The 13,687-nt window shown below is 61.8% G+C and carries 14 protein-coding genes and 1 riboswitch; of the genes, 10 read left to right on the top strand and 4 right to left on the bottom strand.

Going from position 1 to position 13,687, the window contains the following annotated elements:
- Positions 1-96: 96 nt before the first annotated feature.
- From speD to HK26_RS10960, 6 genes are all read left to right on the top strand, one after another.
- A complete protein-coding gene (gene speD / locus HK26_RS10985; RefSeq protein WP_086639821.1) occupies positions 97-564 on the top strand; it encodes an adenosylmethionine decarboxylase in 468 nt (155 codons plus the stop codon).
- Between the two features lie 105 nt (positions 565-669).
- The gene (gene speE / locus HK26_RS10980; protein WP_086639834.1) at positions 670-1,542 is read left to right on the top strand and encodes a polyamine aminopropyltransferase; all 873 of its coding nucleotides are present in this window, start codon (positions 670-672) and stop codon (positions 1,540-1,542) included.
- Between the two features lie 51 nt (positions 1,543-1,593).
- Positions 1,594-1,684, top strand: a riboswitch (glycine riboswitch).
- 166 nt (positions 1,685-1,850) lie between these two features.
- Positions 1,851-2,987 carry a glycine cleavage system aminomethyltransferase GcvT gene (gene gcvT / locus HK26_RS10975; protein ID WP_086639820.1) on the top strand — a complete coding sequence of 379 codons (1,137 nt, stop codon included), beginning with the start codon at positions 1,851-1,853 and terminating at the stop codon, positions 2,985-2,987.
- A gap of 72 nt (positions 2,988-3,059) precedes the next feature.
- A complete protein-coding gene (gene gcvH, locus HK26_RS10970; protein ID WP_025828908.1) occupies positions 3,060-3,425 on the top strand; it encodes a glycine cleavage system protein GcvH in 366 nt (121 codons plus the stop codon).
- 157 nt (positions 3,426-3,582) lie between these two features.
- Positions 3,583-6,468 (top strand): aminomethyl-transferring glycine dehydrogenase, encoded by a 2,886-nt coding sequence (gene gcvP / locus HK26_RS10965; RefSeq protein ID WP_086639819.1) that lies wholly within the window; start codon positions 3,583-3,585, stop codon positions 6,466-6,468.
- Positions 6,469-6,613: 145 nt separating this feature from the next.
- The gene (locus HK26_RS10960) at positions 6,614-7,390 is read left to right on the top strand and encodes a TetR/AcrR family transcriptional regulator (RefSeq protein ID WP_180539519.1); all 777 of its coding nucleotides are present in this window, start codon (positions 6,614-6,616) and stop codon (positions 7,388-7,390) included.
- A gap of 86 nt (positions 7,391-7,476) precedes the next feature.
- Here HK26_RS10960 and HK26_RS10955 read toward each other — a convergent pair whose 3' ends face one another.
- From HK26_RS10955 to HK26_RS10940, 4 genes are all read right to left on the bottom strand, one after another.
- Entirely contained in the window at positions 7,477-8,133 is a 657-nt protein-coding gene (locus HK26_RS10955; protein WP_086639817.1) for a CHAP domain-containing protein, read from the bottom strand.
- 313 nt (positions 8,134-8,446) lie between these two features.
- Entirely contained in the window at positions 8,447-8,797 is a 351-nt protein-coding gene (locus tag HK26_RS10950; protein ID WP_086639816.1) for a RidA family protein, read from the bottom strand.
- Between the two features lie 95 nt (positions 8,798-8,892).
- Positions 8,893-9,540: a nucleotidyltransferase family protein gene (locus HK26_RS10945; protein ID WP_086639815.1), complete on the bottom strand. Its 648-nt coding sequence runs from the start codon at positions 9,538-9,540 to the stop codon at positions 8,893-8,895.
- 13 nt (positions 9,541-9,553) lie between these two features.
- A complete protein-coding gene (locus HK26_RS10940) occupies positions 9,554-10,663 on the bottom strand; it encodes an XdhC family protein (protein WP_086639814.1) in 1,110 nt (369 codons plus the stop codon).
- A gap of 123 nt (positions 10,664-10,786) precedes the next feature.
- Between HK26_RS10940 and HK26_RS10935 the strand changes: the two genes are divergently transcribed.
- The 4 genes from HK26_RS10935 to HK26_RS10920 all read left to right on the top strand — a co-directional run bounded on the left by HK26_RS10935 (position 10,787) and on the right by HK26_RS10920 (position 13,635).
- Positions 10,787-11,200, top strand: a complete 414-nt coding sequence (locus tag HK26_RS10935; protein ID WP_257640980.1) for a host attachment protein — start codon at positions 10,787-10,789, stop codon at positions 11,198-11,200.
- Positions 11,201-11,315: 115 nt separating this feature from the next.
- Positions 11,316-11,993, top strand: coding sequence for an MBL fold metallo-hydrolase (locus HK26_RS10930; protein ID WP_086639812.1), 678 nt, complete (start codon positions 11,316-11,318; stop codon positions 11,991-11,993).
- 49 nt (positions 11,994-12,042) lie between these two features.
- Positions 12,043-12,564, top strand: a complete 522-nt coding sequence (locus tag HK26_RS10925) for a DUF192 domain-containing protein (protein ID WP_257640984.1) — start codon at positions 12,043-12,045, stop codon at positions 12,562-12,564.
- 84 nt (positions 12,565-12,648) lie between these two features.
- Positions 12,649-13,635 carry an NAD-dependent epimerase/dehydratase family protein gene (locus HK26_RS10920; RefSeq protein WP_086639833.1) on the top strand — a complete coding sequence of 329 codons (987 nt, stop codon included), beginning with the start codon at positions 12,649-12,651 and terminating at the stop codon, positions 13,633-13,635.
- Positions 13,636-13,687: the final 52 nt, after the last annotated feature.

The raw sequence follows: 13,687 nt of genomic DNA, 5'->3' as shown, positions 1-13,687 counted from the left end.
CACCCAAGGGGCAAAAAGCCCTAGTTAGCGCGCTCTTGGCCCAAGGGGGCGATTAGTTTCGCCCAACAGGCTGTCTACTGGTTTGGGGGTACGTCAATGAACGCACTTGCTCAACTGGGGATGGTCTCGGAACTCCCGAGCAATAACCAGGCAATTTCTGTTCCGGTCTCATTCGAAGATGAAGACCGTAAAGATTATTTCGTCGAAAAAGACGGCGAAAAATTTGCAGGGACACACCTGCTGGTTGATATGTGGGGGGCCACCAATCTGGACAACCCCGCAAAGATCGACAGCACGCTGTGCGAAGCTGCTCTGGCGGCAGGGGCTACAATCCTGCACAGCCACTTCCACCATTTTACACCCAATGGCGGTGTGTCTGGTGTTGTTGTGCTGGCGGAAAGCCATATTTCCATCCACACATGGCCGGAGCGCAACTTTGCGGCTGTGGACATTTTCATGTGTGGCGCATGCGACCCGCATCTGGCCATTCCGGTCATGCAGCGCCTGTTTCAGGCCGAAAAGCTGGACGTAAGCGAAGAACGGCGTGGCCGCGTGCAGGGCTGAGCCCCTGCACACACCGCGTTACATTCCTCTCTATCGGTAATGAACACCCGCCTGCTCCTGTATGGGGCAGGGCGGGTGTGCCGTTATATGGCAAGGATGGCCGAGATGGCAGAAAACTGGATCGAAGAAACCCTGTACGACAACTGGGGCCAGCGCTTCCGTGTTGTTCAGGAACTGGCGCGCGTAAAAAGCCCGTTTCAGGATATTGTAGTATTTGAAAGCGAATCTCACGGTCGTGTCCTGCTGCTTGATGGCGTGGTGCAGATTACCGAACGTGATGAATTCGTTTATCAGGAAATGCTGACCCACGTGCCGCTGTTTACGCACAAGGCCCCGCGCAATGTGCTGATCATTGGCGCAGGCGACGGTGGCGTGCTGCGCCGCGTGCTGGAACACCCCGGCGTGGAAAAAGCCGTGATGGTGGAAATTGACGGTGCGGTCATTGAACTTTCCAAGCAGCACCTGCCCTCCATTGCGGGCGACGCATGGACCAACCCGCGCGCGGAAGTGATTGTGGGCGATGGGATTGATTACGTTGCCAAAGCGGCTGATGGCTCTTTTGACGTCATTATCGTAGACAGCACGGACCCCATTGGCGTGGGCGAAGTCCTGTTTACCGACAGTTTTTACGAACATTGCGCCCGCGTGCTCAGCGCGGAAGGGCTGATTGTCAACCAGTGCGGCGTGCCCTTCATGCAGGCCGATGAACTGTTTGAAACCAGCGAGCGCCGCGCCAAATACTTCCCCCATGTGTCTGCCTATGTAGCGGCTGTGCCGACCTATGTTGGCGGGTTCATGACCCTTGGCATTGCCTCCAAGGGGGCCAACCCCGCCGGGCAGGATACCGCCGTGGTACGCGCCCGCGCGGAACAGGCCGGTATTTTGGGAAAAACCCAGTACTGGACGCCCGAAATCCACACAGGCTCCTTTAACCTGCCGCCCTACATTGCCCGGCACCTGCCCGGCCACAAGGCGTAACGACCCCCCGCGACCGTGATTGACTCGCAAGAGAAATGATGTCACGGTCGCTCCCGCGCAGAGGGAGAGACCAGCCGTAAAAAGCTGGCGCCGAAGGAGCAACCGCCCCGGAAACTCTCAGGCAAAAGGACCCTGCGCTCTAAAACTTCTGGAGAGAGGTGCGTTCGCACCCGCCGACGGGATAGCGATCTCAGGCAAAAGCACAGAAGGGGCAGCGGACGGTCCGGTCCGAAGCTCCGTGTTTTTGTCCTGTGTTCTCCCACACGGTCAGCACGCGGAGTTTGGGCCTTTTTTGTAAGGCGGCGTGCATGGGCACCGATTCTTCTCTCCTTTACACTCCTCTCCACTCCCTGCATCTGGACTTTGGCGGCAAAATGGTCCCGTTTGCGGGCTATTCCATGCCCTTGCAGTATGCAGATGGCATTATGGCCGAGCACCGCCACGTGCGTACGCATGCGGGGCTGTTTGACGTCTCCCATATGGGGCAGGTGCGCCTGCGCGCCCGCTCGGGCCGCGTGGAGGACGCAGCCCTTGCGCTGGAACGGCTGGTGCCAGCCGATATTGTGGCCCTCAAGCCCAACCGGCAGCGCTATACACAGTTCACCAACCCTGCGGGCGGTATTCTGGATGACCTGATGGTCATTGCGCAGGAGGACTGCCTGCTTCTGGTGGTCAACGCCGCGTGCAAACAGGCCGATATTGCCCATATGCAGGCCAGACTGGACGACTGCGTGGTCGAGCCGCTGCCCGAGCGCGCGCTGCTGGCCCTGCAAGGCCCGCAGGCGGAGGAGGTTCTGGCAGGCTTTGACCCTAAAGCAGCCCCCATGCGCTTTATGGATGTGTGTACGCTCAACATTGGGGGCGTGGACTGCCTTGTCTCCCGCTCCGGGTATACGGGGGAAGACGGGTACGAAATTTCGGTCAGTGCTGCGCAGGCCGAGCATGTGGCCCGCCTGCTGCTGGGGAATCCTCATGTCAAACTGATCGGCCTTGGTGCGCGTGACAGCCTGCGGCTGGAGGCCGGGCTGTGCCTGTACGGGGCAGATATTGATGAGACCACAACCCCCGTGGAAGCAGGGCTTGAATGGTCCATTCAAAAATCCCGCCGGGCAGGTGGCGCACGCGCTGGTGGTTTTGATGGTGCGGACATTATTCTGGACCAGCTTGCCAATGGCGTAACCCGCCGTCGCGTGGGCCTGCTGCCTACCGGCCGCGCCCCCGTGCGCCACGGTGCCCCCCTGTTTGCCGATGCCGCACTGCAATCCCCCGTGGGTGTGGTGACATCTGGCGCCTTTGGCCCCACGCTGGAGGCCCCGGTGGCTATGGGCTATGTGGCAACACCCCACGCCGCCACAGGGGTTGAGCTTACGGCTGAACTGCGCGGGCGCGGTGTGCCTGCCCGCGTTGCGTCCCTGCCGCTGGTGCCGGCACGGTTCAAGCGCTGAGCCTTTTTTGTTTTTCCGGTTCCAATATTTTTCACGCAGGCCCTTTGCGGGGCCTTACGGAGTATCAAAGCGATGACCCTGTATTTTACAAACGAACATGAATGGCTGCGCGTGGATGGTGACACGGCAGTGGTCGGCATTACCCAGCATGCGGCTGATGAACTGGGCGAACTGGTGTTTGTGGAAACACGGCCCGCTGGCACGCAGGTCAAGGCGGGGGAGGCCGTGGCCGTTGTGGAATCGGTCAAAGCCGCATCCGATATTTATGCCCCCGTGGATGGTGAGATTGTGGAAGGCAACGCAGCACTGGCCGACAACCCCGCCGTTGTCAGCACCGACCCGCAGGGTGAGGGCTGGATTGTCAAATTCCGCCTGAGCAACCCCGCACAGCTTGACGGGCTGATGGACGCCGCAGCCTACGCTGCGTTCGTGGGCTAACACCCCCAAGCCTGCCCGCGCCACCCCGCCCCTTTCCCCCCGTTAGGGGGTATGCCCCCGAGCGCCCGGCTTTGCCCGTGGTGCGGGGGTTTGGGGGTGGTGGGGGTGTTTTCGTGTTGTTTTGCGTTCACCCGCCTGTATCAGGATCGTTTTTCGCATGTTCTCCCAAGTAGAAAACCTGCCCGCTTTTGCAGGGCTCAGTGCTGATGGTGCAGCATTTGCCGCCCGGCATATCGGCCCCACACCAGCCGAGCAGGCCGCCATGCTGCACACGGTGGGGGCAGATAGTCTGGATACGCTCACAGCCCAGACCCTGCCCGCCGCCATTCGGGTAGAGCAGCCGCTGGGCTTGGGGGACGGCTGGACCGAAACACAGGTGCTTGAGCACCTGCGCACACTGGCCGGGCGCAACCGTGTGCTCACCAGCCTGATCGGGCAGGGGTATTACGGCACCGTGCTGCCAGCGGTGATCGGGCGCAATATTCTGGAAAATCCGGCGTGGTACACGGCCTATACGCCTTACCAGCCCGAAATCAGTCAGGGGCGGCTGGAAGCGCTGCTCAACTTCCAGACCATGATCACCGAGCTGACCGGGCTGGACATTGCCAATGCCTCCCTGCTGGACGAGGCCACGGCGGCGGCAGAGGGCATGGCGCTGGCCAAGCGGGTCGCGCAATCGGCCTCCAACACGTTTTTTGTGGATGCGGACACCCACCCCCAGACCATTGCGGTGCTCAAAACCCGTGCGGAGCCCATGGGGCTGGTTATCCAGATCGGCGACCCCGCCACGGACCTGAATGCGGCAGATGTGTTTGGAGCCCTGTTCCAGTACCCCGGCTCCTCGGGGCAGGTGCGTGACCCGCGCGCGCAGGTGGACGCCCTGCATGCCGCAGGGGCCATTGCCGTTATGGCAGCCGACCCGCTGGCCCTGACCCTGCTGGCAGCACCGGGAGAACTGGGTGCGGATATTGCCATTGGCTCCACCCAGCGCTTTGGCGTGCCCATGGGCTTTGGTGGCCCGCATGCGGCCTATATGGCAGTGCGTGATGCGTACAAGCGCAGCATGCCCGGCAGGCTTGTGGGTGTTTCCATCGATAGCGAGGGCCGCCCCGCCTACCGTCTGGCGCTGCAAACGCGCGAGCAGCACATCCGGCGCGAAAAAGCGACCTCCAACATCTGTACAGCGCAGGTGCTGCTTGCCGTTATTGCGGGGATGTACGCAGTGTACCATGGGCCGGAAGGGCTCAAGGCCATTGCGCGGCGTGTGCATGGGTTGGCCTGCACACTGGCGCAGGGCCTGCGGAGCCTTGGCGTCAATGTGCAGACCACGGCGTTTTTTGACACCATTACGGTGGATGCAGGCGCTGCCGCCCCAGAGCTTATAGCCCGCGCATGCGCTATGGGCATGAACCTGCGTAACGCAGGCAATGGCTGCATTGGCATCAGTCTGGACGAGACCAGCACGGCCAAGACCGTGCTGGATGTGTGGTCCGTCTTCTGCCCCGACCGCGACCGCATGGGGCATATGGCGCTGGCACTGGGGCAGGCGGCCTCCACCTTGCCAGATGCACTGGTCCGGCACTCGGCCTTTATGCAGCAGGCGGTTTTTGGCGCATGCCGCTCCGAGACGGATATGCTGCGCTACCTGCGCCGCCTGTCCGACAAGGACCTCGCCCTTGACCGGACCATGATCCCGCTTGGCTCATGCACCATGAAGCTGAACGCAACGGTGGAAATGCTGCCCATCACATGGCCCGGCTTTTGTGACCTGCACCCCTTTGCTCCCGCCGACCAGACGCAGGGCTACCAGCAACTGCTGGCTGACCTTGAGGGCTGGCTGTGCGCGATCAGCGGGTATGATGCGGTGTCCTTCCAGCCCAATTCTGGTGCGCAGGGTGAATACGCGGGCCTGCTGGCCATTCGCGCCTACCACCGTGCGCGCGGGCAGGGTGAGCGTAATGTGTGCCTTATTCCCGCCTCTGCCCACGGCACCAACCCGGCGTCCGCCCAGATGGCGGGCATGCGCGTTGTGGTGGTCAAGTGCGACGGGGACGGTAACATTGACCTTGCGGACATGCAGGCCAAGGTGGCAGCCCACGCGGCGGACCTGTCTGCGGTCATGATTACCTACCCCTCCACCCACGGTGTGTTCGAGGAGAACATGCGCGCCATCTGTGACCTTGTGCACGAGGCAGGCGGGCAGGTGTATGTGGATGGTGCGAACATGAACGCGCAGGTCGGCCTTGCCCGCCCGGCGGATTATGGGGGGGATGTCAGCCACTTCAACCTGCACAAGACCTTCTGCATCCCGCATGGTGGGGGTGGTCCGGGCATGGGGCCTATTGGCGTGCGTGCCCATCTGGCCCCCTTCCTGCCCGGTCATCCGGCGGACCCGGCGGTGGATGTGGCGGTCAGTGCCGCGCAGTTTGGCTCGGCGTCCATTCTGCCCATTTCGTGGGCTTATATCCGCCTGATGGGGGATGCAGGGCTCAAGCGCGCCACGCAGGTGGCAATCCTGAACGCCAATTACATTGTCAGCCGCCTGTCCGATGCGTATCCGGTGCTCTACCGTGGGGCCAAGGGGCGGGTTGCGCATGAGTGCATTCTGGACCTGCGCCCGATCAAGGACAGCACGGGTGTCAGCGTGGATGACATGGCCAAAAGGCTGGTGGACTATGGCTTCCATGCCCCTACGGTCAGCTTTCCCGTGGCAGGGACATTCATGATCGAACCCACTGAATCCGAAGGCAAGGCCGAGCTGGACCGCTTTTGCGATGCCATGCTTGCCATCCGTGAGGAAGTGCGCGCGGTAGAGCGGGGTGAGGTCACGGCCGAGCAGTCCGTGCTGCGTCATGCCCCGCACACCGGGGCCGCAGTTACGGCGCAGGCGTGGGAGCACCCTTACAGCCGCCAGCAGGCGTGCTTCCCCCCCGGTGTAAACCCGGCCACCAAATACTGGCCCAATGTGGCCCGGATCGACAATGTGTACGGGGACCGCAACCTTGTATGCTCCTGCCCCGATATTGCGGAGTGGATGGAATAACCCACGCCCCTTTGGGGTGGGTGTGAGGCTTTGCAACAGGGCGGCGGGGGCATAACCCCGCCGCCCTTTGTGTTTGTTTGCACCAATCCGGCACTGTGCCGCCCCGGCGTGTGCTGCGCAGTGTGCGCGGGTCAAGGGTTTGGGGGTGGGGCGTGCGGGCCAGTTCCCTGCCGTGTTCGGGTTCCCTGTTGCGGGTGGAGCGGGTAGGATAGGGCAGACGCCTGTGTGGGCAAACAGCAATGGGTCGGGCGGGTTTATGGCGGATGGGGTAACACATACCGGCGGTCGTCCATCGCACGAGGCTGCGGAGGAGCTGGACCGCACAATTATTGCCATCGCTACGGCGCAGTTCATGCGCGCGGGTTATGCGGCAACGTCCGTGGAGCATATTGCCAAGGTTATTGGCTGCTCCAAGGCGACCATCTACCGGCGTTACCCGTCCAAAAAAGAGCTGTTCCGGGCCGTAGTGCATGAGCGCTGCCGCGATATGGTGGACATTCTGCAGGCCAAGCCAGAGGGGCAGGCCCACCCGATGGACGCCATAAAAGATATGCTCCGCCGCTTTTTAGACTTTTTGCTGGTGCCGGAAACGGTGGAGACCTACCGTATTCTTATTATGGACTGCCAGCAGTTTGCCAGCATTACGGCTGATCTGGACAGGGCCATAGAACCTTTGCACGCGCGGATGAACAGCCTGCTTGGCCAAGCACTTGGCTGGGCGGATACGCCTGCAAACCGGGCCGAAATTGCGGTGCTGGAAATGAGCCTGCGTGGGCTGTTTACGGGCTGGCCTTTGCACCAGATGCTCAGCGGGCACAAACCTTTTGCAACCAAAGCGGCCGAGCAGCGTTTTTTTGAAGCAAGCTGGAATGTGCTGGAAAGTGCGGTGCATATGCGCAAGGTCTCTGGCCCGCCTGCATAGTGCGGGGCTGGGGTACAAAAAACCCCGCTCAGGCAATGTGAGCGGGGTGTGTCAGACCGTTGCTGCGGACCAGCCGGAAGGGGCTGTTATTTGCTGTCTGTTACAGGCTGTGCCGTTGCCGGGGCCTGTGCAAGCTGGGTTGCAGGGATTTTGTTGGCCCATGCGGTCATGACTTCCTGCTTCAGGCTGGCGGGGGCAGCTTTGCTGGCACCAGCGGAGCGGGGGTAGATAAAGCCGTAGGTGGGGTAAATGGAGCCGTAGTTGCTGCTGTTGCTGCCAAGAGCCACACGCACGGCCGACCAGTCATTGTTGGGGGAGACGTCAATGACCGACACATTGTGGCTGATGCCAGCCTGCGCCCAGTGGGACTGGTCAATAACAATGGTGCGGCTGTCTACTACGTTGCGCACAACGGCAACATGGCCCATGGGCATGCGGCGTGTGGCGCGGAAGTTGAGAACACTGCCCGATTTGGGCTCAAGCCCACGCTCGTAAACACCGGCGGCATTGTGCCACCAGTCACGCGCATTGCCACGCAGCACCACATCGGAGGCGGACTTGGCATAGGCAACGCACTGGATCACATGGCCGGAGCTATGGTGGTGGCGGGCGGATGTGCTGTGCACGCCACGGTGGGTTGCATGTCTGGTCGTGGCCTGAGCGCCACAGGCAAGAAAAGAAGCAGAAACGAAAGACACGACGGCCAGCGTAAGTTTAAGCTTTTTAGACCGTCCATCCCGCATTGTGTCTGCCTTTCCCTGGCTTGCTTTAGTTTAGGTCAGCGTCATGTTCTGCAACCACCTATAAACATCCATGCAGATCAGGCAAGCGCTGTTTGCGCAGCAAAAACGCGAAAGTGACTGTTTGCTAAAAAGACCCCGGTTGAAAATAAAAAATAGGAATATATTCCTATCATCTGTCACCGGATTGCCTTAATTCGGCCTGTAGGGCGGATTGTGGCACGCAGGCATGGAAAGCCGGGCTGATTCTGATTCGGCAGGTCTGTGGCCAAAAAACCACGCCCCACCCAGCGCCAGCCCGGCAGACAGGCAAAGCTTATTTGGTCGTCACAAGCATGATCTCAACCAGCATGCGCGGGTCAGCCAGAATACCCTGCACACAGGCGCGGGCGGGGGCCTGACCCTCTGGCAGCCATGCGCTCCACAGGGCGTTCAGCTTGTCGCGGTCGTTAATGTCCTTCAGCCAGATCTGGGCCTGCAGCAGACGGGTGTTGTCCGTGCCGTGCTGTTCCAGCAGCGCGTCAAGCTGGGCCAGTACGTCGCGGGTCTGGCCTTCCACGTCCTGTTCAAGGTCACGGGCGACAACGCCCTGTGTGAACACAAAGCCATGATATTCCACTGCGGCGGACAGAATCGGGTTGGGGTTGGTACGCAGGATTTTGCTCATGAACAAACACTTCCTTGGGGATTGTCAGAAAGAAAGGCGCATGCACGCACGCCGTGCATGCGGTCCAACAGTTTTCGGAGCGATCGGGCCTGCGGTCAACCGGGGGGTGGCAGCATGCGGGCAAACTGGGCCAGCCTGTCGGGGGTATCAAAGTCCTCCAGCAGTGCTGCGGGGGCGGGCAGCAGGCGCACGGCCGGGCCGAGTGCGCGCAGGAGTGCCCGCCCGCCCTGATCGCCCGTAACCTCCAGCAACGCCTCAAACAGGGTGGGGGACCATACAACCGGGTTGCCGGGTCTGCCGTGCCGTTGTGCCGCTACAACAGGGGCCTGTGTGGTGTGCTGCTCATACAGCAGGGCGTCCAGCAGGTGGGTGGGGACAAGCGGCATATCCCCCAGACACACCAGCAGGTTGGTCGCGCGCATGGAGCGGGCCAGACGCACCCCGGCATGCAGGGAGGCAGACAGGCCCATAGCCGCGTCCGCAACACTCTGGCTGCTCAGGCGTGCGCCGTAGTCTGGCATGGCATGGACAAGGGCCGCCAGATCGGGCCGGTCGGGCGGGAGCAGAACCCGGACATGGGCGGCAGCACTGTGCAGGGTGTGGCGTAGTGTATGCACCAGCATGGGGCAGCCGCTGGCGTCTGGCGCAAGCAGCTTGTGCTGCGCCCCCGTGCGGGAGGACTTGCCCGCCGCCAGCACAATGGCCAGCGTACCGGCTAGTGTGCCTGCCTGCGGGTGGGGCATTAGTGCTGCACCATCAGGGGTGTGCCCAGCCGCGTGCGTGCGCCAGCGGGGCCTGCCTGCGTACGGCAATAATGTCGGCCAGAATGGACAGGGCAATTTCCTCCGCCCCTACGGCGCCTATGGCCAGCCCTATGGGGCCACGGATGCGTGCCAGTTCGGCCTCGGTAAAGCCTAGCGAGCGCAGGCGCTCCATGCGGCTGGCCTGCGTTGCGCGTGAGCCGAGTGCGCCAATATAAAAAGCAGGGCTGCGCAGGGCCTCCTCCAGCGTGGGGTCATCCAGCTTGGCGTCATGCGTCAGTGTGGCAATGGCGGTCATGTGGTCTATGCCTATGGCCTGCATGGCCTCGTCCGGCCAGTCGGCTAGCAGGGTCTGGCCCGGTACAAGGCCGGGAAAACGCTGGACTGTGGCCAGTGCGGTGCGCGGGTCAATGACAATCGGGGCCAGACCGACCATGCTGGCCATGCGGGCAAGGGACTGGGCAATATGCACGGCCCCCACAATCAGCAGCCGTGGGGCTGGCACCAGTGGCTGCACAAACCAGACCTGCCCTGCCGTGTCCGTTTCCTCCCCGCTGCGGCCGTGCTGCATGCGGGCGTGGGCTGCGTTGCAGATTTCGGGCGGGCAGGTGCCATATTGCACAGTGCTGCCCTGCTCTGTCTGCACAACAAGGGCGTGCTGCGCGCCTGCGGGCAGGCGCACAAGGGCTGCGGCCTGCCTGTGGGCCATGCACGCGCAGGCCTGTTCCAGCAGGGCAAGGGGCAGGGTTCCGGTTGGGCAGGCGGGGGTATTTATGGCCTCGACCTGCACGTCCAGTCGCCCGCCGCAGGCAAGCCCGACCTCCCACGCACGTGCGCTGCTGACGCCATATTCCAGCGTTTGTGCGGGGTTTCCGGCCATAATGTCCTGCGCGTGGGTCATCACATCGGTTTCCACGCACCCACCGCTGACCGAGCCTTCCACCGCACCGCTGGCACTTATGGCCATGCAGCTTCCCGCAGGGCGGGGGGAGCTGCCCCATGTGCCGGTTACGGTGGCAAGGGCTACGGGCTCACCCGCCCGCGCCCATGCCAGTGCGTGGTCCAGTGGGGTCAGGAGTTGGGGAGGGGGGGCTGGAACTGTCATGATCGTTCCCTATATCACTGTGCACACAGACTGCCCATTGGCAGCAGAACAGGCCAGAGGCCGCGTGGCTGCACAGCAACAATGGTGACAGGCTGTACGATTTTGAAACAAGGACATATTTCCATGACTGAAGAAAGAGACGGCCTGGTTGTTTACGTTGTGGCAGATGGCGGCAAGGTACGCTTTTTGCACGATGCTCAGGGCGAAATGCGCGATGTGAGTGATGTCAAGGCCGAAGGGCATGAAGACACCCCCGGCAAACTCCCGCCCGAAACCTCCCCCCGCACCGCCGCCAAGGAAGGTTTTGCCCGTAATGTGGCTGACCGCATTAATGCCATGGTCGCACACGGCGGCAAGGTTGCCGGGTTTGTTATTGCAGCGCCCGCTCCGGTCATGCACGACATCCGCGCACATCTGAGCAAGCCTGCCGAGGCCAAGGTTATCAAGACCCTGATCAAGGACCTGACCAACATTCCCGCCCATGAGTTGCATGGGCATTTTGATATTCCGGCGACCGGCTGGGTTCTGCCGGGCTAAGGCTCTGCGCGCAGGTATTTTATCAAAAACTGCCAGAAAGCTGCCAGATGGTTCCATCTGGCAGCTTTTTTTTGGCATACTGTGCCCGCCACAGCGCAGAAGAAAGAGGTCGCATATGCAGGTTTCCTACCCCGGCATGCAGTTACGCATCGTTCCGGTTACACCTTTCCGGCAGAACTGCTCCATCCTGTGGCATGAGCAAACGGGGCGCTGCATTATGGTGGATGTCGGCGGGGATGCCGATATGCTGCTGGACTTTATGGACCGCAAATCCCTGACGCTGGAGGCCATTGTGCTCACCCACGGCCACCTTGACCACGCAGGCGGCGTAACCGCGCTGTGCCGTGGGCTGGAGGCACAGGGCAAGCCCCGTCCTGCCGTCATCGGGCCGGATGAGCGCGATGCGTTCCTGCTGTCCTCCATTACCGATCAGGCCCGGCACTTTGGCCTTTCGGGGCTGGAGAACGCCTCCGTGGACCGCTTTGCGCGGGATGGAGAGGTGCTGGAGTATCTGGGCTGCCAGTTGCGGGTGGTGCATGTGCCCGGCCACACCCCCGGCCATGTTGTGCTGGTGGACGAGCGCGCCCGCTTTGCCTTTGTGGGTGATGTGCTGTTCCGTGGCTCTGTTGGCCGTACGGATTTTGCCTATGGCAATGGCGCGCAGCTTATACAGGGTATACGCCAAAAGCTGCTGCCGCTTGGCGATGATATTGTGATAGTCCCCGGTCATGGTGGCCTTTCCACACTGGGTGCGGAGCGGACGGGCAACCCGTTTTTGCAGGATGAGACCTGAGAGCAGGAGAAAACAGGACGTGAAGAACAAACAACTGTTCGCGCTGCTTATGGCCGCGCTGGTGGGGAGCGCTGGCGTTGCATGGGTGCCCGCCGTGGCGGAAGATACGGGCGAGCCAACGCAGGCGCAGCCAACCCTGCCCACGGAGCAGCTGAGCATTACCTCGGCCTCCGGGCGGCATGTCTTTGGGGTGGAAGTGGCCAAAACACCGCGCCAGCAGCAGGTGGGCGAGATGTTCCGCACGCAGGTGCTGGCCGATGGCGGTATGCTGTTCCCGTGGGGGACGCCCCAGCAGAGCGATATGTGGATGGAGAACACCCTTGTCCCGCTGGACATAGTGTTTATCGGCCCTGACCAGCGCGTGCTGTCCATTGTGGAAAACGCGGTGCCGCAAAGTCTGGCCCATATCAGCAGCCACGGCCCTGCGCTGGCCACGCTGGAGCTGGCAGGCGGCGTAACCGCCAAGTTGGGTATTATGGTGGGCGATAAGGTAGAGTCTCCCTCGCTTGCTCCGGCAACCCCTGCTGCCCCTGTGGTGCAGGCAGTCCAGCCCACCACAAAAACGCCCTGACGTAGCCCCCATGCTCCGCTAGAAGCAGCCAGAATGGCACTGGGCTGGCGGAGCTTGGGTGCGCTTGGCTCACGAGGCAGAATTTTGGCATTTTTGGTAACAGGTGCGGCCGGGTTTATTGGTTTTCATGTCGCACGCGCGCTTCTGGAGCGGGGCGAGCGGGTGATCGGGGTGGATAACCTGACGCCATGCCCGGACCCGAACCTGAAAAAAAGCCGCCTGCTGCTGCTGGAGCAATATCCCGGCTTTAGCCTGCATGGGCTGGACATCAGCCAGCCAGACGCCTTTGCCGCACTGGCGGGCAGGGCTGCACAGATCCGTGGTATTTTCCACTTTGCGGCACAGGCCGGGGTGCGCCATTCGCTCGAAAACCCCTACGTGTTCGCAGATGCCAACGTGCGCGGCCATGTTGGCGTGCTGGAGTTTGCCCGCAGGCTGCCCCGGCTGGAGCATCTGGTCTATGCCTCCTCCTCCTCCGTTTATGGCCGCAACACCAAACTCCCGTTTGCCGAGAGTGATCCGGTGGACCAGCCCGGCTCCTTCTATGCCGTAAGCAAGCGCAGTGCGGAGCTTGCGTCCTCCACCTACAGTTACCTGTATGGCATTCCCCAGACCGGGCTGCGGTTCTTTACCGTGTATGGCCCGTGGGGGCGGCCAGACATGGCCTATTACAGCTTTGCCCGCGCCATTCGGGAGGGGCGGCCTGTTCCGCTGTATGCCGGGCGCAGTCTCTCACGCGATTTTACATATATTGCCGATGTGGTTTCCGCCGTGCTGGCGGTGTTCGACAAACCCCCGTGCAACGGCACGGCCCGTGTGCTCAATGTGGGCAGCCAGCGCCCCCAGAGTGTGCGCAGGCTGATTGAGGTGCTGGAGGAGGTGCTGGAGAAAAAAGCCCAGCTCCTTGAACTGCCACGCCCAGCAGCGGATGTGGAAAAGACATGGGCGGACATAAGCGCAATCCGCGCACTCACAGGCTGGCAGCCGCAAACCGCGCTGATAGACGGCATTGCAGCCTTTACCCGCTGGTATTGTTTTTATGCGGCAGACGCCAACATGGACATTTTGTAACATAATTATTTGCGGTTTTTTGGGTGATTAGGCGTGTCTTTGGGTGTTTGTG

The organism is Acetobacter okinawensis (genome assembly GCF_002153655.1).
Taxonomy (GTDB): Bacteria; Pseudomonadota; Alphaproteobacteria; order Acetobacterales; family Acetobacteraceae; genus Acetobacter; species Acetobacter okinawensis_A.
The sequence above is the reverse complement of the archived record's forward strand: the minus strand, read 5'-3'. Positions and strand labels throughout refer to the sequence as shown.

What these genes read in the sequence shown, in the direction of transcription:
- speD (WP_086639821.1), top strand. Translation starts at nt 97, where the DNA reads ATGAACGCACTTGCTCAACTGGGGATGGTCTCGGAACTCCCGAGCAAT.
- speE (WP_086639834.1), top strand. Translation starts at nt 670, where the DNA reads ATGGCAGAAAACTGGATCGAAGAAACCCTGTACGACAACTGGGGCCAG.
- gcvT (WP_086639820.1), top strand. Translation starts at nt 1,851, where the DNA reads ATGGGCACCGATTCTTCTCTCCTTTACACTCCTCTCCACTCCCTGCAT.
- gcvH (WP_025828908.1), top strand. Translation starts at nt 3,060, where the DNA reads ATGACCCTGTATTTTACAAACGAACATGAATGGCTGCGCGTGGATGGT.
- gcvP (WP_086639819.1), top strand. Translation starts at nt 3,583, where the DNA reads ATGTTCTCCCAAGTAGAAAACCTGCCCGCTTTTGCAGGGCTCAGTGCT.
- HK26_RS10955 (WP_086639817.1), bottom strand. Translation starts at nt 8,133, where the DNA reads ATGCGGGATGGACGGTCTAAAAAGCTTAAACTTACGCTGGCCGTCGTG.
- HK26_RS10950 (WP_086639816.1), bottom strand. Translation starts at nt 8,797, where the DNA reads ATGAGCAAAATCCTGCGTACCAACCCCAACCCGATTCTGTCCGCCGCA.
- HK26_RS10945 (WP_086639815.1), bottom strand. Translation starts at nt 9,540, where the DNA reads ATGCCCCACCCGCAGGCAGGCACACTAGCCGGTACGCTGGCCATTGTG.
- HK26_RS10940 (WP_086639814.1), bottom strand. Translation starts at nt 10,663, where the DNA reads ATGACAGTTCCAGCCCCCCCTCCCCAACTCCTGACCCCACTGGACCAC.
- HK26_RS10935 (WP_257640980.1), top strand. Translation starts at nt 10,787, where the DNA reads ATGACTGAAGAAAGAGACGGCCTGGTTGTTTACGTTGTGGCAGATGGC.
- HK26_RS10930 (WP_086639812.1), top strand. Translation starts at nt 11,316, where the DNA reads ATGCAGGTTTCCTACCCCGGCATGCAGTTACGCATCGTTCCGGTTACA.
- HK26_RS10925 (WP_257640984.1), top strand. Translation starts at nt 12,043, where the DNA reads ATGGCCGCGCTGGTGGGGAGCGCTGGCGTTGCATGGGTGCCCGCCGTG.